The organism is Bradyrhizobium sp. 23, assembly GCF_023073295.1.
GTDB classification, from domain to species: Bacteria; Pseudomonadota; Alphaproteobacteria; order Rhizobiales; family Xanthobacteraceae; genus Bradyrhizobium; species Bradyrhizobium canariense_D.
This window is the reverse complement of record NZ_JADPJF010000109.1, coordinates 166,345-187,000: the sequence shown is the minus strand read 5'-3', so window position 1 is coordinate 187,000 and position 20,656 is coordinate 166,345. Positions and strand designations below refer to the sequence as shown.

Annotated in this window: 19 protein-coding genes and 1 tRNA gene; 7 read left to right on the top strand and 13 right to left on the bottom strand. The window is 58.6% G+C overall.

Translation table 11 applies throughout. The annotated features are described in order from the left end of the window. Nucleotides 1-21: 21 nt before the first annotated feature. The 5 genes from IVB32_RS28495 to IVB32_RS28475 all read right to left on the bottom strand — a co-directional run bounded on the left by IVB32_RS28495 (nt 22) and on the right by IVB32_RS28475 (nt 4,848). Nucleotides 22-333: a DUF736 domain-containing protein gene (locus tag IVB32_RS28495; protein WP_247297702.1), complete on the bottom strand. Its 312-nt coding sequence runs from the start codon at nt 331-333 to the stop codon at nt 22-24. A 716-nt stretch (nt 334-1,049) separates the two neighbouring features. Continuing rightward, nucleotides 1,050-1,298: a hypothetical protein gene (locus IVB32_RS28490; RefSeq protein ID WP_346731111.1), complete on the bottom strand. Its 249-nt coding sequence runs from the start codon at nt 1,296-1,298 to the stop codon at nt 1,050-1,052. Between the two features lie 787 nt (nt 1,299-2,085). Next, a complete protein-coding gene (locus IVB32_RS28485) occupies nt 2,086-3,501 on the bottom strand; it encodes a ThiF family adenylyltransferase (protein WP_256465024.1) in 1,416 nt (471 codons plus the stop codon). Between the two features lie 442 nt (nt 3,502-3,943). Next, complete coding sequence (locus IVB32_RS28480) at nt 3,944-4,381, bottom strand: putative metal-binding protein (protein ID WP_247384405.1); 438 nt, start codon at nt 4,379-4,381, stop codon at nt 3,944-3,946. After that, the gene (locus IVB32_RS28475) at nt 4,381-4,848 is read right to left on the bottom strand and encodes a hypothetical protein (RefSeq protein ID WP_247384403.1); all 468 of its coding nucleotides are present in this window, start codon (nt 4,846-4,848) and stop codon (nt 4,381-4,383) included. The genes IVB32_RS28480 and IVB32_RS28475 overlap by 1 nt, the downstream gene beginning before the upstream one ends. Nucleotides 4,849-4,980: 132 nt before the next feature. Here IVB32_RS28475 and IVB32_RS28470 point away from each other — a divergent pair, with 132 nt between their 5' ends. Genes IVB32_RS28470 through IVB32_RS28455 form a run of 4 tightly spaced genes read left to right on the top strand, consistent with a single transcriptional unit; the run spans nt 4,981 to nt 7,217 of the window. Continuing rightward, complete coding sequence (locus tag IVB32_RS28470; protein ID WP_247412047.1) at nt 4,981-5,163, top strand: ribbon-helix-helix domain-containing protein; 183 nt, start codon at nt 4,981-4,983, stop codon at nt 5,161-5,163. After that, entirely contained in the window at nt 5,160-5,777 is a 618-nt protein-coding gene (locus IVB32_RS28465) for a hypothetical protein (RefSeq protein ID WP_247384399.1), read from the top strand. The genes IVB32_RS28470 and IVB32_RS28465 overlap by 4 nt, the downstream gene beginning before the upstream one ends. A 2-nt stretch (nt 5,778-5,779) precedes the next feature. Further along, complete coding sequence (locus IVB32_RS28460) at nt 5,780-6,280, top strand: helix-turn-helix transcriptional regulator (protein ID WP_247384397.1); 501 nt, start codon at nt 5,780-5,782, stop codon at nt 6,278-6,280. 13 nt (nt 6,281-6,293) lie between these two features. After that, nucleotides 6,294-7,217, top strand: coding sequence for an ImmA/IrrE family metallo-endopeptidase (locus tag IVB32_RS28455; protein WP_247384396.1), 924 nt, complete (start codon nt 6,294-6,296; stop codon nt 7,215-7,217). Nucleotides 7,218-7,988: 771 nt separating this feature from the next. Here IVB32_RS28455 and IVB32_RS28450 read toward each other — a convergent pair. Further along, nucleotides 7,989-8,056 (bottom strand) — tRNA-OTHER (locus tag IVB32_RS28450). Between the two features lie 1,575 nt (nt 8,057-9,631). Between IVB32_RS28450 and IVB32_RS28445 the strand changes: the two genes are divergently transcribed. Further along, nucleotides 9,632-10,492 (top strand): SPASM domain-containing protein, encoded by an 861-nt coding sequence (locus IVB32_RS28445; RefSeq protein WP_247412045.1) that lies wholly within the window; start codon nt 9,632-9,634, stop codon nt 10,490-10,492. 115 nt (nt 10,493-10,607) lie between these two features. Further along, nucleotides 10,608-10,922, top strand: coding sequence for a quaternary ammonium compound efflux SMR transporter SugE (gene sugE, locus IVB32_RS28440; RefSeq protein ID WP_018458212.1), 315 nt, complete (start codon nt 10,608-10,610; stop codon nt 10,920-10,922). A gap of 807 nt (nt 10,923-11,729) precedes the next feature. Here the strand turns inward: sugE and IVB32_RS28435 are convergent. From IVB32_RS28435 to IVB32_RS28425, 3 genes are all read right to left on the bottom strand, one after another. Next, nucleotides 11,730-12,260, bottom strand: a complete 531-nt coding sequence (locus tag IVB32_RS28435; RefSeq protein WP_247285955.1) for a hypothetical protein — start codon at nt 12,258-12,260, stop codon at nt 11,730-11,732. A gap of 374 nt (nt 12,261-12,634) precedes the next feature. Further along, on the bottom strand, nt 12,635-13,267 hold the full coding sequence (locus IVB32_RS28430) for a thermonuclease family protein (protein ID WP_346658405.1): 633 nt from the start codon (nt 13,265-13,267) through the stop codon (nt 12,635-12,637). A gap of 336 nt (nt 13,268-13,603) precedes the next feature. Next, nucleotides 13,604-14,350, bottom strand: coding sequence for an energy-coupling factor ABC transporter permease (locus IVB32_RS28425; RefSeq protein WP_247412044.1), 747 nt, complete (start codon nt 14,348-14,350; stop codon nt 13,604-13,606). Nucleotides 14,351-15,069: 719 nt separating this feature from the next. Here IVB32_RS28425 and IVB32_RS28420 point away from each other — a divergent pair. Beyond that, entirely contained in the window at nt 15,070-15,903 is an 834-nt protein-coding gene (locus tag IVB32_RS28420; protein ID WP_247285971.1) for an RMD1 family protein, read from the top strand. Nucleotides 15,904-16,825: 922 nt separating this feature from the next. On the opposite strand, the gene IVB32_RS28415 is transcribed toward IVB32_RS28420, so the two are convergent. The 4 genes from IVB32_RS28415 to IVB32_RS28400 form a co-directional block, all read right to left on the bottom strand. Beyond that, nucleotides 16,826-17,191 carry a hypothetical protein gene (locus IVB32_RS28415; RefSeq protein ID WP_018458223.1) on the bottom strand — a complete coding sequence of 122 codons (366 nt, stop codon included), beginning with the start codon at nt 17,189-17,191 and terminating at the stop codon, nt 16,826-16,828. A 630-nt stretch (nt 17,192-17,821) separates the two neighbouring features. Then, a complete protein-coding gene (locus IVB32_RS28410; protein ID WP_083926516.1) occupies nt 17,822-18,118 on the bottom strand; it encodes a ferredoxin family protein in 297 nt (98 codons plus the stop codon). 41 nt (nt 18,119-18,159) lie between these two features. Next, nucleotides 18,160-19,467, bottom strand: a complete 1,308-nt coding sequence (locus tag IVB32_RS28405; protein ID WP_247285953.1) for an FAD-binding protein — start codon at nt 19,465-19,467, stop codon at nt 18,160-18,162. 11 nt (nt 19,468-19,478) lie between these two features. Further along, nucleotides 19,479-20,591 (bottom strand): electron transfer flavoprotein subunit alpha/FixB family protein, encoded by a 1,113-nt coding sequence (locus tag IVB32_RS28400; RefSeq protein WP_247285970.1) that lies wholly within the window; start codon nt 20,589-20,591, stop codon nt 19,479-19,481. Nucleotides 20,592-20,656: the final 65 nt, after the last annotated feature.

Here is a 20,656-nt window from a genome sequence, read left to right as displayed (position 1 = left end):
GGGGCGGATGATCCGGATGGATCAGTCGCCGTTGCGGCGGGACCAGATCAGGGTGAAGCCCTCGTCGCCCTCGACCTTCACCAGCGAGGCGTAGATCGGCGCCGGGAAGCTCGGATCGTCGAGCTTGACCGAGAGGTATTCGCGTTCGGTCTCGCGGGCGGTCTTTTTCCAGGCGGCACCGAATTCGGTGGTACCGGCGAAGATGCGGAACTCGGGCGCCTTGTCGTTGTCTTTCTCGGACGCGGCGAACCTTGCCTTGATGTTGAGCGTCAGCGTCTTGATCGAGCCGACATAGCCGTTGTCCGAAGCGGTGAAGGTGCCGATGGTAGCCATGGTAATCTCCGTTGGTTGCTCGGGCCGCGCCCATCGCGGCCTCGATGGCGATCCTTGGCCCGGGGAGCGATCGGCCCGCAGCCGTCAGGCCCGCAGCGCAGCGAAGGACGGCGTAAGCCTGCTTTTTTGTTTCGGCGAGGAATGCCGCCCCTTTGCGGCAGGGGAAAAAAGCAGGCGTAGCCGTTGCGGGAAGGCGATCGAGGCTCTTGCCGTCCCTCGGGCCTGATCAGCCCATTCGAGGTTGCGTTGGACGCTGCCCGGGAACGAACTGACGGAGATATCCATGGCTGCCCGCATTCAAGCAGCACAAGGACGTGGCTCGATCGAGCGAACACACGCTGACATCAGCGCATCAACGGCGGCAAAGACGCGTAAGACGAAACGATGAGCGACCGATTTCGCATGCTGTCGTGGCGCATCGGAGCGCCACTGGAAGAAGCCCCCGCTGGAAGATAATCCGAACGGCGGCAGTCATTCGTCTGATCAAGGACCGGCCAAGGGCACATCGCCGCTGATGAAGCGGGCTAGACGACGATCCCGTGCTCGCGGTCCGCTACGATCGGCACAGATCGGAAGCACCGTACTCCGTCGTCCAGGTGCGGGCTTGCGTCTCTAAGTTGCTGCCTTTGCATCAATTAAACCGGCCGCGCGCCAAGGCGCGCGGCCGAAATTTTTGCGCGGTTGGCCGGGGCCGCATGCGGGGCCCCGGCCAAAACTCACTCGGCAGCCTCCGAATAGGCATCATCACGCCCAGCAGTGGGCGCATCGGATTGTTCTTGCTGCTTGGCCGTCCTCAGCAGGGCCGGCAGCCAGTCGCTCGCAGCCAACAACTGCTCGGCCGCTTCCGCCATATCGGCCTTTTTCATATCGGCCATTCGATCGGCCGCCTCGCCGCTCACGCCTTCGCAGACGGCGTCCTGAATGCGGGCCTTGGGAATCGACCCAAGTCCCTTTTCTGCTCGCATCGCGGCGCTTGAGACCGAGCCGGTGGCCCGTCAGACTCTTGTCGCTGACAGCCTGCTTCTCGATCTTACGTCTGCACTCAAGAGCGGTCGCAAGCGCGCACGCCTTCAGCGAGACCTTGCCGATCGACACGCCGAGCTGTCGGAAATGAAATCGGCCGAAGCCGCCGTTCTGCGCGTCGAGATCGAGCAGGCGCTGGCAGGATCCGGCGACAACAGCCAGGAACTCATTAGACGCGCTAATTTCCTGATCGAGGCCGAGGTCCGCTCTATGGCTACCGAGGAGCGAAGGAGGGCCGTGTTGGAAGGGCTAGCAAGTCTCGGTTATGAAGTCTCCCAAGTGATGATGACCGCCTGGGTCGCGGGCGGCCGCGTCGTTCTCCGAAAGCCTGCCAATCCTGGATATGGGGTCGAACTATCGGGCGGATCGCAAGCCGACGTCATGCAGGTACGAACCGTCGGCATGGGAAATCCCGCCGAGGCACGCGACGCTAACCGGGATCAAGATATGGAAGCTATCTGGTGCAGCGAATTTGAACGTCTGCAGTCCCTGGTCGCGAAGACGGGAGGAAGCGTCTCAATCGAGAGCGCCCGTCCCGCCGGTCAATTTCCACTCAAGGTCGTAGCCGATCTCGGCAGTCTTTCGACGGGAGAACATGACGCTATAACCCGCCCGCTCGCGGCATTAATGGCGATCGAACAGGCGCGGACATCGTCCAGCAAATTCGTCCCAAACCAATGCGCCAAGGACGGCGTCGCAGAATCTGGCAAACTGCACGTCTCGGCTTCGCTAGGTGCTATTCGCGCCAGGCAAAGCTGCCCAGAGAGCGGCATTTACGGATCGCAGAACAGGGTTACCGCAGAACTCGCAACCTTGCTGAGGCGGCCGGAAAACGCGCCTGCGTCCAAGGGGAGAGTGCCAAGGACTAACCCTCCAGTAGTTGAAGTCCACACTGTTGCGTCCGGATCCGGTTCTTCGGAGCACCTCGAGAGCGAGAAACGTACCCGCCAGGACCGACACAAAGGCAAAGGGCGCAACGACTCTGCGCCCCTCTAGAGTCCGCAGCGCACCTTCACCGCAGAGTTGCTTGAACAGGGTATCGTAGGCGATTCCAATCAGAGCCGAAGCTTCGATGCCTTGAATCTTCGCAACGATCTGATGTGCAGCGGAAGGGCTGATCCGTTCGGACCTCACGTCCTCAACGGACACACCGAGATGATCCGCGATATGGTGCTCTCTAGTGAATTCTTCCTGATCTGCCTCGTAGATGCAGCTCAAACACGCGCCCAGCGTCGGCTGCCGATGATAGTGAACTACTACCTCGCGAATGTCGGTCGTGGAAGCATCGAAGACCTCTCCTGGAAATTCCATTTGGATCTTCCGTCTAGCCCGTCGGCTATCGACCGCGACCAGAAGTCGAGTCAACCAGGGACCATCCGACCTTTCCGGCAGATCCTGTAGACGATACGATCTAGGCGTCAGCTTCAGATCCGGAAATTCATCCTGCGCTAGACATGACAGACGCTCGGCCTTCGAAAGGCCGATGTCGTCCTTACCGAACCAAATCTGACGATTCAGGTTTCCGGGACTGACGACGTCGTCGTCGACGATGTGCAGGATACCCGTGAAGTTCAGGTGTCTCGCTGCCCAAAGGAAGCCGTTCCCAATGGCGCCTGCGCCCGCAAGATAGGCGTCTCCCAGAGCAACCGGCGCCTCAAACGTCTCTGGATCGATTCCCAACTGATCGAAGGATATCCGCTGCGGCAGTGTGGCTTCGAACGGAAGCCGGGCTCCGAACACGGCTTGCATGGTCGCTGCTGCCGCGTAGCATGCAACCAGAAGACAAAAAATACGAGGAATGGCTGCACAGCGTTCCTGCGCGGGATTGCCTCCGATTACGGCTGCATCGGATCCCACATGAACCAACAGGGATGGCAGGCTGGTCTTGGCATCTACTCTGCCGACCAGCACTTCGAGGACTGTATTTGGTTCTGCCCCGCCAAGAGTGACCGTCCCGATAGTCCTAGCCAGAAGAGCGGCCAAATCGTCCGCTATGGCTGCAGCAGTATCATCAGCAGGATTGAAGGTGATCGCCACCCCGAACTGTAGCGCTTCGCCGGCAGACTCCAGATCGGTCCCGAGTGCTGCAGCAAGCATTGCTGCGTTCTCGCGCCTGGCTTCCGCAGTTAGACTATCCGTAGACATTCTTGCACCACTCGCTCGCCGGGCACTTCGTCCCAGGTCGCCGTGTCAGAGAACCTATACACCTTGGTTTGCACCAAAAAGTTCTCGGGAAAGGTATCCCGGGCGAATCTCGGCACGACGAGCGACAAAGCCCCTCCGTGCCGAATTATCGCCCAAGCGTCGTCCGCCTTCGAATGGAATGCCTCCTGCGGATGCGAATGGACCTGAGCCGCAACCATAAGCCTTTCCGAACGGAGCTTTGCGCGCAGCATGTCCATTCCCTCGACGGGGATCTGGAATCGGTTGGCCCTAGCGAGTTGAAGAGGCCGATAGCACTCGACGACGCTCGTAGCTTCACGACCGGGACGACCCAACCACAAAACAACGCACTCGCTGTTCTGCTCTCCGGCGGCCCGCAGAGACGTTAGTGTTACTTGAACGACCTGGCTCGAACAATGGATCATCAACCCGTTCCCTTGAGCCAAGCATTCCAGATCTGAGTCATGATGCCCCCGATTGTGTAACTCGAGCTTCCGCGACAACCGTCCCAGTAATCCGTCACGTGACTGGGGTGCGTGTGGTATTCGCGAGATCCACGCATGCAGACAAAGGGCAAATTCGTAACATGGTGAGGCCCGGCGTGGAAAACTCCCGTCGGGTTCGGCAGCAAAACCCGCAGCGGCTCACCGGAGGGCGTCTCCAGGCGAATGGAGGGCGGAAGTTCGTTCCAATTGTCGCAGGTCAACGTCAGCCGCAGGGACGTCCTGCCGCTGGCGTTGAACGAGCAGTTGATGACCGGGAAGTCGATGCGATGCATCGTCCATCCCCGCCGCGCGCACAATGCGGGGCCAAGATGTTTCGCTTCCTCCTCGAACAGCGCTTGTACGGCGGCGGGATGCATTAGCCACCGCCTCCTTCGCTCGGCCCCCAGTCGATCTCGGCCTTACCGTTAAGGCCGTTTTCGACGTAGCTCTTTGAGGGATCGAGCGTCCGCTTCCCCGCGGGCGTGATCACGCTCGCGATCCAGCCGGTGACGTCCTTGATGTTCAATTCCTTCTTCGCTTTGTCCAACTCGTGCTGGATGGGCTGGTTTTCAGGAACCGGATTGAACCCGTCGGCGGGATAGAAGCCGGCCGTGGTCGAGATCGAGACCTCGATGTGATTCTTCTTGGCTTTCTCGATCTCTTCCTCTGCCTGTGCCAATTCGCCGCGCGCCTTGGCCATTTCCTTTTCGGCGTCGGCGTAAAGAGCCTCTGCCCGTTCAAGGTCCGCACGGGCCTTGGCGAGATCGCGCTCAGCCTTTTCCAAATCGTCGCTCATGATCCTCCTCCATGCCGGGAAACCATCTTGGATCACCAGATAATACATATTTTTTATGTAGTCAATGGCCAATTACAATGTAAAAAAAGTTGACTTTATAGCCGGACAACACATAGTACAGCCCTGCAACGAGCAAATTCGTAGGTTTGGGCCATGGATCGCCGGCAAATGACGCTCATCTTGAGCGACAAGGAGATGGAAGTTCTCGATGAACTTTCGCAGCGGCGCGGCATGTCGAAGACCGCCGTGCTGCGCCAGGCGCTCCGCCTGTATCAATCGGTCACCGAGCGTATCGGGCGCGGAGAGAAGGTCTTCGTGGAGCATCCGACCACGAAAGATAAGGCCGAGCTCGTCGTGCTATGAAAAAGCTTCTCGGCGCCGCAGTTCTGTTGAATCGGCACACGGGTGAGATTGAGCCTGCACAGATATTCTCGGGGTGCGACGACGCGAACCGTCGACATTACGAAGAGCTGTGGAAGCCGGAGCTGGTGCGGCGCAACGCCGATTTCACGAACTGGGATGAATCCGCAGAAGGCAACGCACAAGACTCGCACTGGGAATGGGATGAGATCATGACATCGAGCCTTTCCTATGAGAGTTTTGTCATCGAATGCGGCGGCGTGATGCAAGGCTTGATAAACGTCAACGTTGCGACCAAGTTTGCGAAGCTCCCGCCGCACAACGGGCGTGAGCTCGCTTATATCGACCGTATTGCGACCGCACCCTGGAATAGGCACAAATTCACCGAGACACCGAAATACAAGGGTGTAGGTCGCGCGCTCGTCGCCACCAGTGTCAGCTTGAGCTTCGAACTTGAGTTTCGCGGCAGGATCGGCCTGCATGCGCTCGAACAATCCGAGACCTGGTATCAGGAGTTAGGTCTTACCGATTGTGGCTTCGACGAAGCAGAGGGAATGCGCTACTTCGAGATGACCGAAGAACAGGCGATCGAATTCCTCAAAGGAGCGGAGGTTTGACCATGAAACTTCTGTTTTCGACGCAATGGCTTGAGCAGAAGATCAAGTCGGATCCGGATATCGAGACGGATGCCGGCAGGCCACTTGAGCGGAATGCAGTGGCGGACGACCTGGCAAGCGGAAAGTCATCCATCGTGGCGCCGCGTACCGCGCTTCAATTGAGGATTGCGTTAGGTGCGCTCGTTCGCCAATTGCGCATGCGGGATCGCCTGACGTTACCTGAATTGGCCGTGAAGGCTGACGTCTCAGAAGAAGAGCTCCGACAGGTCGAAACCAATCCAAGCTACACGGCGCGCCCTCGTCTTCTCCATAATCTCTCCAATTTTTTTGGAGTCTCGCTGAACAATCTTTCTCAGATGTCCGGCGCGACGGTCGCAATAGATCGAAAACTGTACAATACGGCGGTCCAGTTTGCGGCTCACTCGGACGATGTTTCCAATCTTTCGCAAGAGCAGTTGGAAGTGTTGGAAGCGTTCGTCGGGGCGTTAAACGAATTGGCATAGGTGAGTGCGAGTGATGATCGAGGCCGAGGTCGGAGAATACGAAAGGCGCGAGATCGACGCTCAGGTCAACCGCATCTTACGCGACTTGGGAAATCCGAAGCCGCCTGTCCGTCTCGCGGAAGTACGAAAGCTCCTCAAGCTCGATCTTCGCTACTACAAAAGTACTGATCCCGGATTTCTCGATGAAATCACTCACCGCTTCAAGCTATTCGCCAGAAAGACCATCCCCGACGTAGGCAGAATACTGAGCGACGCATTGACCCAGTCAAAGCTGACGGCGTTCTGGGTGCCGTCGTCCATGCGTATTCTCCTGGACGAGACCGTACCGGAACCAAAGCACCGCTGGATCGAGAGCCACGAAATCAGCCATAGCGTCATCGGATGGCACAAAGACTTTTTGCTGGGTGACAACAGAGTCACCCTTGATCCGACCTGTCACGCCACGATCGAGGCCGAAGCCAACTACGGAGCAGGTCGCTTGCTGTTCATGTCGGATCGGTTCACTGCGGAGGCTCGGGACTTGGCACCGACCTTCGACTCGGTCAAAAAGCTTGCCAAGCGGTACGAAAACTCCATCGTGTCGACGTTCTGGCGCTTGATCGAGAGCCGCGACCCCGAGCACGCCGCGTTTGGTGTTGTCAGTTCACATCCCAAGTTTCCGAAGATCGGTGCTCACGATGGGCCGTTAGCATGGCGCTACTTCATCAGGTCTCCCGCCTTCAAAGGCAAGTTTTCCAACTTAAGTCCCGACATGGCATATTCTCTCGTCAAAGCACACGCTACCAATCGGACGAAGGGCCCTGTCTTCGAGGTAATCGACATACTTACGGACGATGCGGGTGAGAGTTGGGAATTTCGGATCGAGTGCTTCTCGACCACGCGGGCGGTGTTGACGTTGGGCCTCGCATCGAAGAAGAAGGCCTCCGTATTTGCATAGCGGACTTTATCGAAGCTGCCCGGGAGCATAAGATTTCACGCTGGGTAAATGGAACACTCGATTTCTTTCGTTCGATCCTTCCTCGCCGGAGGCGAGGAGCCCGCCGTCTCGCAATAAGGCGGCAGGTCGACGGCGTGGACCGGCCGCAACGTGGTGCTTGGTGTCCGTGTCATCCGTCCACAAGGGAGCGTTTCAAGGCTACGATGGCCTGCACATCAGGGCACGTTCTGACGCTGCGAGGGCACCGCGTGGACTCGGAAGGGAATGTCTTTCCGAGCGTAGTATGCCCTGAACCGGGATGTCGTTTCCACGCATTCGTCCGCCTCGAAAATTGGACATTCGGAAGCGTCGGATAGTCCACCCAAGCAGCAGCCTAGTAGTCGCCGGAACTGACTTGCGTTCTCACGTTCTTACTAACAGAAGGCATATGCCCACAAACCGCCGCTCATATGGACTGGTTGCAGGTTGAAGTCCTTCTGGTCTTTCGTATTCCAACTAGCCGGCATCAAGCGGGTCAGAGCGCAGGTTGTATGGAGACCTGCACGGATCGAGATGCCTCCTCTTCGGAAACTTCTCACAACCTTCTCTCGGTTTCAGAGGTCACGTCGTGCCGCCGCGAAAGGCGCGGAAGCAATTTCATCAGGTTGAGTGATGCCGCACATCCCTCGAACCTGTGCCCTCGTCACTACGAATGACCTGCGTTAGAAGCCGACCGCGCTTCCCGTCGCCGTGGTAGCTATTTGGTAGCTAGCGCTAGCTGACTGATTTCGTTGGTACAGTTGGGTGGGCTCGAACCACCGACCTCCTGTTCCACAGACTAAAGGTCGAAATTCAACCGCACCAATATCGCACCAGAAACGGCGTGAACGCACCGCAAAGAAAGCGATCGAGCTCGAACGAAACTGCAGCAAAATCAACCAATCCGATCGATAGTCTGCCGCTCATAATGGTCTGGTGAGGTTCGAGTTACTCGCTCCACTAGGAATCAGAAACCTATATAGCGCAAGCCAAAGAGCGCCGCCACAGTGATCGCGTCGAGGCGATAGCTGCTGTCGAGCGGATCATCCGAGCAGCATTTGTTGTAGAGAGCCCCTCCTCCCGTGCGATTTACGTTCGGGCCGCTATCGCTGAACAATGCCGCGGAGATCGCCGTGCAACAGCCTGGAAAGAAAAACCCGACGGACTCGGAACTTGTGGATAGGTTGTGGTCAGGCTGTATGAGGAGATTGTCATCGCGATCACGATATTACCGCGGCCTGAGGGCAAACATATACCAGGCAGGTGCCGATGATGAATCGAAGAGTTGTTCCCGGCTCGTGTAAACTCTCGATCGCAAGACTCGACGGGTGGCTCGCGACGTGCGGAGCTCACATCTGTGAGCTTGCTGAAGAGAGGACTTCCCGGTCATATCGGCGCTCGTCGGCAGATAGGCCCAATCCGTTGTGGTGCTTTCTGTGTGCGACTTTGTACCGTGCCGCCACCGCCCTGTTTTGCCGTGCTCGTCTTGATATAGATTTCAAGGCGATGTTTGTCAGCAAGAAGTCAGCACCCCGTCGCTGCGATCGATCGACCAGCCTCACGCGACGTCCTCTCGAGTGTTGGCTTGCGCGTCATAGATTCTCACTCGCAGCATGAGAAACCTCTTCTTCAGCTCGCGTGCGCCTGTTTTGGCCCCGTCTCTCGTCGCAAATTCAGTGTTGTGTCGCCCATCGATTTCGAGTGCGTAATCTGAACCGGCATTCACAGGCGTGAGGGACCATTTTTTTCCTTGACAGTAAGAAGACGCGGTCGACCACTTAGCGGAGCCGCGCAAATCGCGCCAGCTCACTCCTATGTTGAGTAACGTTTTTAACCGCTGAAGTTCGCGATTTGCTGCACGAAGGTGAACCTTTGCAATCTCGACCGGAGCCAAGGGCATTCGCAATCGGAACTTCGCGGGTCGATGCCAACCATCATGATGACGTGGTGCTCGGGGCAGGCTACACCGTCAAGATTCATAAGAAAGCTGTCATTCAGCTCATTTTCGAGAGAGCTTGAATCGTACGTAGCGTCATATTGTACTCTATCGATTGCGTCGAGTTTCACCTCGGTCGCGCATTTGGGAGGACATTCATCGCGGACGTGTCGAGTTAAGGACAGTACCGCCAATGGCATGAGAGATGCTTCTTGAAATAAGCGAGACGTTAGACGAGCCCCATCGACGGATGTGCATTCGGCAGCCGTCCAATCCTGCTGGACTGGGGTGTTATGGGAGAGAGCCGTGGCGCATTCTTCATCTGCCGCGATCGCGCTTGCGACCATGCCGAGTCGCGCTGGTGGACGACGAACCGAGAACTGAAGCATGAGCGAACCGGCATGAGATGCAAATCGACGGTCCCCTCAATATCTCTTTGTTCCAAACGCGGAGCGCGGAAGTGGACAATATAGAATCGATGACTCCACAGGAGCTGCGCTCTGCAATCAGCGGCGGCAGGGTCTTGGAGATAACTACGACAACGGGCTGTGTCGTCGGATGTTCTTATTGCCCACAGGACAAGTTTGCCGAACGGCAAAGAGCGATATCCGACGTGAAGCATCTTTCTCTCCAAGATTTCAAGCGATGTCTGGCGCGCGTACCAGCAGCTGTCGACATCAGCTTTTCCGGATATTCGGAGCCTTGGCTCAATCCAGCTTGCACCGAAATGGTTGAGCATGCCTATGCGTGTGGCCATGGAATCCGAATTTTCACAACCCTGGCAGGAATGAACGGGCGGGATCTAAGACGTTTGCGTGCGATGCAGTTCCGCGTTTTCCTGGTGCATGTTTTTGATGACGGCACGCACATGCATAGTGGTCTCGTCAGGCGCAGCTATGTCGATTTGATGCGCCAACTTGTCGATGCCGACTTTTCATCGTTGCTCTTCATAGTCATGGGCGAGGTGCATCCCGAACTTGTCGGCATAATTCCTGACGAAGCGCTGGTTCGTTCGCGTCCGCCGCGCAGCAGGGCTGGCAACGGCGAGAAGATGGTTGGGGCGCGGCAGCCAATCGTTGGAGCACTGACATGTCCTGACGAACGGCAATATCGTAATGTTCTTCTCCCAAACGGCGACGTTACTTTCTGCTGCATGGATTTTGAGCGACGACACGTTTTGGGCAACCTCCTCCGCGACAGGTACAAGGATCTCTTTGAGGGGGCAGCTTTTTGCAATATTGCCGATCGCATGAACGGAACGGATGGCTTTCTGCTTTGTCGATCGTGTGAATTCGCCGAACCAATAACGTCGGAATGCTGATCTTTGAGAGAAGTTGACCCCTGCTCGAAGCGAATCGCGAGCCCCGGCAAGGATGGCGCCCAGCTCATCACCACATCAGCCGCGGGGGCGACCCTGCCATGAACGGAGGGCCGCCATGGCCTGGAGCATTTTGTTGGCCGCCGGCCTGCTGGAGGTCGCCTGGGCAATCGGCCTCAAATACACCGAGGGCTTTACCAAGCCCGTTCCGTCCGTGCTCACGCTCGCGGCCATGGCCGGCAGCGTGATCCTGCTCGGCCTTGCTCTAAAGACGCTGCCCATTGGAACTGCTTATGCGGTCTGGACCGGCATCGGTGCGGTCGGCACCGCAGCGCTCGGGATCATCCTGTTCGGAGAACCGGCCGCCGCGTTTCGCCTTGCCAGCATCGGGTTGATCGTCGCCGGCATTGTCGGGCTGAAGCTCGTGTCCTAACGAAAACACCGAAAGCATTGACCCCACCAGGTCAGCGCCGCAACGATCGCCGAGGCCGGCACGCTAATTCTCCAGGCATGGACGATCGAGCTGGCCACGTTCCAACGCACCGCCGAGCGGCGCGGCGCCGACAGTGGCACGGAAGTCGCCAAGAACAACGAGCGGATGCAAGGCCTCTGGGCCGAGACCATCTGGCCGCGACTTGGTCGTCACGCGAAAGCCCTAGTGCGGACGAGACGCCAGCTGCCCATCAGGGTCCCACCTGCATCGGTCTGGCACAATAGCACCACCCAGAACGGCACGAACAATTCGCTGCCGAGCTCGCCGTGCGAATAGAACAGCTATGAAACACAGCTATGGGGCTGATCTCGGGGAGACGGTCAAGACGTGAGCTTGCGGTCTTTGACTGAGCTCAGCACTGCGCCTCGAATTAAGGTGCGACTTCGTTGTGTGGTTGCAAAAAAACTCGATCACCTAATCTCTTTCGCAGGAGCGTTCACTGAATCTAACCGGCGGTGCCGGCGCCCGGCATTCGATTCGTGTTCGACCTCAAACCCGGGGCTTGTTTGAGCAATGACTGCTATTGTCGGGTTGGCGACATCGCGATCGAAAAAGGCCAGGAGCTTGCATCGTGCCCGTCGGCACAGAGTCTGCACACCACTAGGTTATGGGAGCGACGCTGCGCGTTCAGTGGCTCACGTTTCGTTCTGGAAGGCGCGCACTTCGTGTTCGGTAGGTGATATGCGATCTGACGTTCTTGTTGGGGCTGCCGCAGCAGTTGTCCTCGTCGCATGCGGTTTTGCTCATTCAGCGGATCTCCGGCCAGTCGTCAGCGAGCCGTGCTGTTTCCAACCGAACGAGCAGCTGCATTGTCTTCTGAGGCATTGTTGTGATCGGCGCCTGCAAGGCAGGTCCACACGTCTTTATCGCCGAAACCGCGCGTGTGGTGTTCAGCTTGTTACGCGCCCGGCCAAATTCTGGCGTAAATCGGAGCAGCCGTTGCTTGAAAAGGCAATCGCCGCCGATATCGCCAACAGCAGCGAAGTCCGGGAAGGGACCTATGCGGCGTTCCCGCGGCAAAGGGCCCAATTCGATTACCGTCCTTTCGATACGCCCCGCGGAGCCGGCGTTGAGCAAGCGCTCACACCGGCTTGCTGCATCAGATTTGAGTGCGAGTGTATGAGTTTTGGTGGACGGCATCTGGCGACCTCTGGGAATCAGGCTGCGAGCCCTGGGCATGTCAAAACCTGAAAGTTTGCGTCGAATGGAGTGGAGGTCGGCTGCATCCCAAGCCTCATTCGTGTTGCCTACCGCGCCCAATGGTGCCTTGAACGCCACTGGCCTTCTTTCTTCCGCTCAACCTGTACCCGGCGAAACTGATTGTTTTCCGTGCCACGCCTTTGCTTTGTCCGGAGAGCCCGCCATTCTTCCGAGTAAATGCGGCTCTTTCGAACTCAAAAGGCGCCGCCTTGGCATGACTGCAAGTCCATGATTCCGAAGAATTAGGGCGAGAACCATGGCGTTCCTGTGGAGCTCGCGATTTTCTGTCTTGCGACTTTCGCGCTTACGAGAGCTTGAGACCATCTTACCCCTTTTGAGCATGGTGGCGCGGCAGTGGTAAGCTTGCTCACTCGCGGCCGACGCCAGCTCGCCCGTGACGGTCACTTTGTGCGGAACGACTCTGGCGTATATTCTGGTGTGAGGAATACCGGTCAAGGGTGAGCATTCGCGTCGTCAGAACAGCTGGCTGGTCCACCACCTAACCGAATGCACGCTCGATATAGCCAAGGTACGGCAAAGCTGCCCGCCCACAAGCCCAGTCCGGCACGATCGGCCGCGCGTTGCGCAGCGTGGTATCGGCGCCTGGAGTATCGCTCCCAATCGAGCACGAGACCGTTGCGCACCAACCATTCTCCGAGATCGATGCCATCAGCTGAACAGATCGCCAATGTCCGTCCACACTCATCCTCCAGGACTGACAGACAACTGACTTCGCGCTCTGCAATGAAGGCTTCAAGATCGCTCGCGGCCATGAGGCCACATCGATAAGGATTGAGGTTGATATCTCGGCACATTTGAGACTTGTCCGGCGCGTCGATGCCCCAGAGCCTAACGCGTGTCCCGTGAATTTCAAGGGTGTCGGTGCTGATGACCTTTGCCGGCCCGGTCAATTCGCCGGCAAACACGATGCTGCACAGTGCGAGCGTGGTCAACACCACGATCAATCCATACATGGCGATCTTCTTTGTCGAACTGCGAACATTCCGGCCGAGTGCAGCAGAGCGTGGGAAGCCGCCGAACGGCGGTCCATCGCGGCTGTGCTGAGGAGGCTGCCAATGTTGCATGGATAAGCTCGTTCGACGGATGACTCCCAGTGTATCAGCAGCGCAAGACGCCCTCGTGTCCAACCTCGTCCCCGATGCTCTGCGACCAGGCTGCTGCCCTGAGCGCTTCCCGCCATTCCTCCACGTCGTGGCGGCAGTTCGCCTTCGCCACATCACGCACCAGCAGGTCGAAATCGGTAGTGCGCGTCCGATCACCAGCGACCGGGCCGGCGCAGACGGCCGGCCGCAATTCGGCGAGAAATGATTTCCTGGTCGCCTTGTGCGGAATGAGCCTAAAGTCGGCCCCCTCGCGGACAACAGCGAGTGCGCGTCGCCCGGGATCGCTGCAGCCGGCTGCTATCGGGGAAAGCGTACGTATCGCTTGAGCAAAGCGGCCGAGATGGCGGCCATCGTTACTTTCGACCGCAACATGCCTTCTGGGAGCGGTAGGCGACAGATCCCCTCACAGTCACGCCGCCCAATTTGTTTCCCGAGCGCCAGCGCAGCCAGATCAGCCAGCGGCTCGACCAAGGCCACAACTGCATAGTCAACCGCGAGCGATGCGACTTTACCGAGGTTGGCGGCGCCGAAGCCCGCGCGATAGAGCGCCAAAGACGCGATCCAGACAGCGATACCGGATTGATACGCAGTCGAGAGCGAAAGCGCCTTGCTGTACTGCAGATCGCGATAGGCAGCCTTGGATGGAATGAGGCGCTTTGCGAGCGCCTTGATCGCAAACAGCGGTATTAGAGGCGTCGTGACATTCATCCGATATTGCGGCAGGTCCGTCGGAACAAAGAGGACGCTTTGCAGCAAGAGGCCGAGCGCAAGACCTAAGGCCGCCGGCGCCGCGCCAAACAAGAGGAACAGCGTGGAGCCCAGGACGAGGTGCACTTCCGATGCCCAAACCGCAAAGTGCGGCAGGAATTCGAATAACGTGAACACAAGACCCGTCGCGGCGATGGCTTGCACAGCAAATGACAGAGCGCGCCGCTCGTGTATGGTCTCGACCACAAGCTTGGCGACGACGCAGCCCATCGCAATGCCTGTCGCGCAGCTCAATACGAACTTGGCGCCTGTTACTATTCCCGGTTCGATATGCACGGTCTCTAGTCCTTTCTGCCGTTGTACTCGGGCCTTGGCTCAAGAATTTGCCGCGACGTTCGTGTGGCTGACGGTTGGAAACGGCACTTCACCTTTCCCATCCTCGGTCCACGGGCAACGTGCTGTTTTCGCCCGATCGGACCAGGTCTGCACTCAGCCTTCGCTCGGTCTTTGCGACATTTCATAGCAACAGCTATGCCAGCGCCGCTGCCGCGGTTAAGGCTCTGATTGCGCTTTGAAAGCTTGTGCGGCGCCCAAGATCCGCCGTGTTCTGTAGCCGACATGCTCTGGAGGAAATTGAACACACATCGCGACCAGCTTTTTGATCAACCTGCGCCGTTCCAATCGATCATTTTCGCTCGCCCATTGAAGCGGAAATCCTGACGCCGCTGGCGCGAAGACACCGGTTCGGCATCAATCTTGCTCGACGTTGTTCGAGGAAGGCGCCTACGACGCAGCCAAATGTTTGGCGGCCGGGGATCGTCGAATTCCTCGAAGAGCTTTGCTGGGCGTTCGATTGAGCTTGCGGGCAAGCATGCACGAACATGAATTAGAGACCACCCATCCAAACTCTGGAGCCGGCATTTGCTGGATCTCAGCGTCATCTCTCACCAACGCGCTCGGCAAATTCCGCTGCACCATCTGCGACGAAGTTCTGGACGTGTTTCTGGGGAACGCTATCGCGTCGCAGTGGCGCCAAACCGGATGCTAAAGTGAACATGGATCAACTTACGCCCGGTAAGGCTGTGGTCTCCGGACAGACGGCGGCCGCCTCGGTGCTGCGCATTCGGGCAGTCATGCTGGGGGATCGTATCAACCCGTCGGCTCTGGAAATCGGAACGCTGGTGTCCTCGACGCCGGTCGCTTTCCGCATTCATGCGGGCCTTGTCGTGGTCTTCCGCTATGGCGTTGTAGTGCTCATCGGGTTGTCGCCCTCGGAGGAAACCGCTCTGATCGAAACCCTGATACCGCGCGTCATCGGTGAACTCACCTCCTATGAGGAGGATAGCGCGCAGGCGCAGCTCTGCAACGAGCAGAGCGCTGAGGTCATCCTGCCGGGCGGGCGGATTTGTGTTAGAAATTTTAGTGACGATCGGCTGCTGCTGATCGCCGATACGCTAGCCAAGAGCACGGCGCTGGAGCGAGATGAGCGCCGTGTCGCCGCGGTGTTCGACGTGATCGAACCCTTTGCACGCGAACTGGCCGAGCGCGGCCGGACGCCGCGGGGCCGCAAGGGCATTCTCCAACTGATCGGCAATGCGCTCCTGGTCGAGCAGCGCGTCGCGGGCCGCATCGCGATTGCCGAAAAGCCCGACGCACTCTGGGAGAAGCCGGAACTCGAGCGGCTCTATGCGCGTCTGAAAGACGAATACGAACTGAAGGAGCGTCTTGAGATGCTTGAGCGCAAGCTGTCGGCCATCTCCGGAACGGCTAACGCACTGACGGACATTATCGACACACGGCGCTCGCTGCGTCTTGAGTGGGTTATAGTCGTGCTGATCGTGATGGAAGTTGCGATCGGATGCTTTCAGATTATTGCAGCAGGTCGCTGACGTGCCGCTGGCCGCAGCGCGTGAGGCGCCTTCGTGGGGTTTGAGCGGGCCTACTGACCGACCTGGCCGGCATTGACGTGGGACGCGCCGTTCGGCCGTACTCAGCTGCGGATTTCGGCTGTGTCTTCGGCGTGCTCGTGGACACGACGTTCGGCGAAAGCCGGTACGGCTCGCGAAGACAGCGAATAGCCGACGCGAGTTCGGCGTATTCCCGGCCTCGAGCAAGGATAGGGGGTTTATGGCAGACGCTCGGCGGAGCGTTCATGTCGACGATCCAGCGCCACCCAAGAAGGCCCTTTCGTCCAATTTGCAGTGGGCCGCCACTCAGCTTTTCTGCTATTCTCGACTTGCTCGCGGAATACTTGCCAGCCTTGCCTCGCCGCCCCAGGGCGCAGCCAGCGACTACCGAAACAAGGGCTATCGATTTCACCAGGACGCCTCACCGAGTTGAGCGACCGCCTTTCGCCGCTTTGGCACATCGCCGCGGCTCGGTCGACGTGTCCTGCCGTGATTTCCCTTGCATGGCTGTTAGCGAACGGTTCCATGATCCGCCAGCGGGCAAACGCGCGCTGCAACTGAACATGAAAGCTCAGAATGCGGATCTCGTCCTCGCTAACGCGAAGGTCGCCGAGCTTGACGCGGCCGGGGACTGCGACCGGACGTGCATAGCGGCTCCGCGCCAGCGATAAACGGGAAACGGATGACAAAGGAGCTACGCCGCGAATTTCGAGGCGGTTTTGACCTCGCAAGCAGGCGCCGAGATTTTCTGACGTCCCCATCCGCTCTGGACATTCAATCTTGCAGGACTGTCCCTCAAAGCGCCCTGGACACTCACGCACGCTCGGCAGCTCCTCTCAAATCCGCTTCCGAACCGATCCCGGCATGGCGATCCTTCGCTGGCTGGTTCAGGAGCCCGGCGAGCCTAGAGGCCTTCAAGGACTCCTTCGAGCCGGTGTTCGCGAATGATTGCGGCCAGTAGCGAAACGGCCTCCTCCCGATGGACGGTGAAGCAGACGTCAGGCGCTCGCTCAACCAACAGGTCCAGCAAGGTCGGAAGGTCAGCAACGTGGTGGCGTAAGGTCGAGACCACATCATTTGCGAGATAGGTCGCGAAATCAGCATTCGGCGGCGGATCAAAGTCCAAGTCGACCTCGGCGCGCTTCTCGATCGCATGTCGTATCAACTCGCCCTGCCGTCTTGCATTCATCGAGAGCATGAACACCGCATCCGCGAGCTTCTCGCGCGGCAAGCTTCTCAGTTCGGCTATGCGGGCCTGGATGTCGCCCACCGAACTCTCACGGCGTGCCTCTGCTCGCCGCGCGTTAGCGGCTGCCCTGCTCTTTTGTAATCCAACCATCGTCATGCTCTCCGGCCGACCATATGTCCCGGCGATACAGGCGAATGAAAGGGCAAAATTGTGTGCTGCATGCGCGCAGCCCGCCTGACGATGCGCAACCCGGCGGTCGCGCGGAGGAGTCGCAAATCGCTAATTTTGTGATCCGCCGTGCTTGTCTAGTCTACAAGGCGCTCGATGGCACGTTGTCGGGTCGGCGGCTATGGCGAAGCGAAATCCTGCTTCCAGCGTTCCGTTTGAGGTGATAGGCAGCGTTGCGAGGCAGTGGCGACAGGCGGATCGCCTCGAACTCCAAGAAGGACGAAACCGGCGAGATTTTGGGGAGAGAACCAGGATCGGTCGATCCGAGATGGACGACCTATTCCCGCCAATGAGTTGAGCCCTGTCTCGGATCCGGCTCGCTTTGGGTATCTCCGGGCATATTGTAGCGGAACCTGGGAAGGGCCCGCCCGGTAGATGGAAAGATCGGGACTCGATTGAATCAGGTGAAATCTCAAACTCGCGCGTGATCTCGTTGTACCGCCACAACGCCGCAGCCTGCCAATCAGCCCCTACCCCGAAGCTTTAACCAAATTTGAATAGCACACCGTAACCGCCACGTGGGTAGCTCCACTCGATATCACCACTTTCTTCGCAGATCACCCGGCAGGTGCCGCACTCGACACACCCGTCGACTGTCACCTCAACATGACCTTTATCGCTGAGCTCGTAGCACCGTGCAGGGCAGGCCTTCAGCATCGATAAGAGCCGCGACGAAGGTGTGGTGTGCGGCCGCACCTTGATATGGGCGCGGCCGGAATCAACGAGATAGCGGTTGTAGAATAGTTTGTCTTCGACACGTCGGGATGGCTCGCTCGGCATTGTTTCTGGCTCCGTCGTTCGTCGTTGTCTTTGGTTTATGATCACCGCCAGGCCCGGGCAATGCGCAGGGCATCGCTGAACAATCCACTCCACGACCGCGCCTTGATGAACGAGCTCAGCATCAGCTTCTCTTTCTCAAGCTTTGGTGTGCCGTCGACGCGCACGTAATCCTGCATCGCCTTGGAGAAGAGCTGCGGATATGTGAGAAAGAAGTTCTGCGAGTGGGTGTGCATCAGTGCCGGCATATCCTTGTACTTCTTCAGGTCCTTGATCACGAAGGATTCATTCAGGAGTTTTTTGTAAAGCGAAAGATTTTTGGCCGTCATCGGATCATTTCGCGATTTGATAAGACAGATCGCTTCCGCGGCGATACGGCCCGACGTCATCGCCAGATTGGACCCCTCGCGATGGATGGCGTTGTTGAGCTGGGCGGCGTCTCCGACAACGACCCAGCCCTCACCACAAAGCTGCGGGATCGCTCTGTATCCACCTTCGGGGATCAAATGCGCGGAATATTCCTTTACTTCCGAACCCTCGATCAACGGCGCGACGGACGGGTGACGCTTGAAGCCCTCGAGGAGGCCGTAAGGCGTCTCGCCAGTACGCTGGAAATCGGCAACAAGACAGCCGATACCGAGCGATATGCATTCCTTGTTGGAATAGATGAAGCCCATACCGGTCATGCCGCGGGAGATGGTTCCGGCGGCTTCGATGACGAGCCCCTCGTCGCCTTTGAGATTGAAGCGAGCATCGATTGTCTCGCGCGACAGGAAATGCATCTCCTTGACCGCGAGTGCGACCTTGTCCGGTTTCGGCCGCCCTCTTAAGCCCGCACCCGTCCCGAGCACTCCGTTTACCCCCTCGGCCAGCACGACGACATCTGCATGGATTTCACCCCCATCTCGGTCTGTGCGCACCCCGACGACCCTCCCATGGGAATCCTGGAGGAGCTCGGTCACCGTGGTCTCGCACAGCACCGTGGCGCCGGCCTCGCGGACCTTCTGCGAGAACCATTTGTCGAACTGCGCGCGGATGATGGTGTAGCGGTTCGGCTTCTCCTCGTTGAAATCATCGGAGCGATAGTGAATCCCCGTGTGCGAACGCTCGTCCACGATCCAGAAGCGTTGCTCGACGAGATGCCGCTCAAGCGGTGCATCTTCTCGGAAATTCGGGATCAGCTTCTCCAGCATGTCGGCATAGAGGATGGCGCCTTGCACGTTCTTCGACCCCGAATACTCGCCGCGCTCCAGCTGCAGCACTTTTAGGCCCCGCTCGGCCATGGTAAGCGCTGCCGCATTTCCGCCCATCCCAGCACCGACGACGATCGCGTCGAATCTTTCCTCGATCATAACAAGCTCCCCTAGCCAGCGATGCGGTCGTGCGAGTGCGGCGACAGCTGCGCGCGGAATGCAGAGGTCAACGCGGGCAACAGTCGAATGGCGTCGGTGACGATGCCGATATGGGCGAAGTCGAAGATCGGAGCGTGCTTGTCCGTGTTGATCGCAACGATGAGGTCGCCCCCCTCCACGCCAACGCGATGCTGGATCGCGCCGGAAATACCGGCCGCGATATAAAGCTTTGGCCGAATGGTTTTCCCGGTCTGGCCGATTTGTCGGTCCGCGGTGACCCAGCCCTTCTGGACCAGCGGCCGCGAGCAGCCATATTCGGCGCCAAGCACGTCCGCGAGCTGCTGTACCAGTTGGAAGTTCTCAGGCGATCCCAGACCGAGCCCTCCAGCGACGACCACGTCGGCATAGGCAAGGTTGGACTTTGTAGAATCGCGGTCCGGGAGGAACGACAGCACTTTTGTGACGATATCTTCCTCTACAAGCCCGAGCGGATGCGAGATCACGCGCCAGACGGCGCCGGTCACGCGCTCGGGCATCGGCATCACGCGCGGACGGACGGTTGCCATCTGTGGACGATAGTTCAGTGTGTAGATCGTGCACAATAGTGAGCCGCCAAACGTCGGCCGGGTCGCTGCAAGCGAGCCGTCGGCATCGACATCGAGCTCGGTGCAGTCGGCGGTTAGACCGGTGAGCAGTGTGGTGGCCACTGAGCCGGCGAGGTCGCGGCCCAGTGTAGTTGCCCCTAGGAGTAGGATTTCCGGCTTGTACGTATTGACCAGCTCTGACAGGGCCTTGGTGTAGGATTCATTGCGATAATCGGCCAAGAGATCATCCGCGACGATATAGGCAAGATCCGCGCCGTAGCAGAAGGATTCGGCGATCGCCTGCTGCGTTGTCTCTCCGACCGGGCCGATGACAACCGCGGCGAGGTCAACGTTGAGCTTGTCGGCGAGCCGGCGGCCGGCACCCATCAGCTCCCAGGAGACGGGATGCACTATCCCGCGTTCCTGCTCGATGAAGACCCAGACGTGCCTATAAGCCTTGAATCGTTCGGGCAGCTCCCTCTTGGTCGCCGCGCGACCACCACCCGCGGCCGGAGCTGCGCTTTTGGGTGCGGTGCTCATCATCTGTACTCCCATCCGTGTTCAGTAGCGGCTCGCCAGCGAAGCGTGCTCCGCCTCCAGCTTTG

Coding starts and splice junctions, on each gene's coding strand:
- IVB32_RS28400 (WP_247285970.1), bottom strand. CDS start 20,591: ATGAGCACCGCACCCAAAAGCGCAGCTCCGGCCGCGGGTGGTGGTCGC.
- sugE (WP_018458212.1), top strand. CDS start 10,608: ATGGCCTGGAGCATTTTGTTGGCCGCCGGCCTGCTGGAGGTCGCCTGG.
- IVB32_RS28460 (WP_247384397.1), top strand. CDS start 5,780: ATGAAACTTCTGTTTTCGACGCAATGGCTTGAGCAGAAGATCAAGTCG.
- IVB32_RS28410 (WP_083926516.1), bottom strand. CDS start 18,118: ATGCCGAGCGAGCCATCCCGACGTGTCGAAGACAAACTATTCTACAAC.
- IVB32_RS28465 (WP_247384399.1), top strand. CDS start 5,160: ATGAAAAAGCTTCTCGGCGCCGCAGTTCTGTTGAATCGGCACACGGGT.
- IVB32_RS28475 (WP_247384403.1), bottom strand. CDS start 4,848: ATGTATTATCTGGTGATCCAAGATGGTTTCCCGGCATGGAGGAGGATC.
- IVB32_RS28485 (WP_256465024.1), bottom strand. CDS start 3,501: ATGTCTACGGATAGTCTAACTGCGGAAGCCAGGCGCGAGAACGCAGCA.
- IVB32_RS28455 (WP_247384396.1), top strand. CDS start 6,294: ATGATCGAGGCCGAGGTCGGAGAATACGAAAGGCGCGAGATCGACGCT.
- IVB32_RS28495 (WP_247297702.1), bottom strand. CDS start 333: ATGGCTACCATCGGCACCTTCACCGCTTCGGACAACGGCTATGTCGGC.
- IVB32_RS28430 (WP_346658405.1), bottom strand. CDS start 13,267: ATGCAACATTGGCAGCCTCCTCAGCACAGCCGCGATGGACCGCCGTTC.
- IVB32_RS28480 (WP_247384405.1), bottom strand. CDS start 4,381: ATGCATCCCGCCGCCGTACAAGCGCTGTTCGAGGAGGAAGCGAAACAT.
- IVB32_RS28405 (WP_247285953.1), bottom strand. CDS start 19,467: ATGATCGAGGAAAGATTCGACGCGATCGTCGTCGGTGCTGGGATGGGC.
- IVB32_RS28420 (WP_247285971.1), top strand. CDS start 15,070: ATGGATCAACTTACGCCCGGTAAGGCTGTGGTCTCCGGACAGACGGCG.
- IVB32_RS28490 (WP_346731111.1), bottom strand. CDS start 1,298: ATGCGAGCAGAAAAGGGACTTGGGTCGATTCCCAAGGCCCGCATTCAG.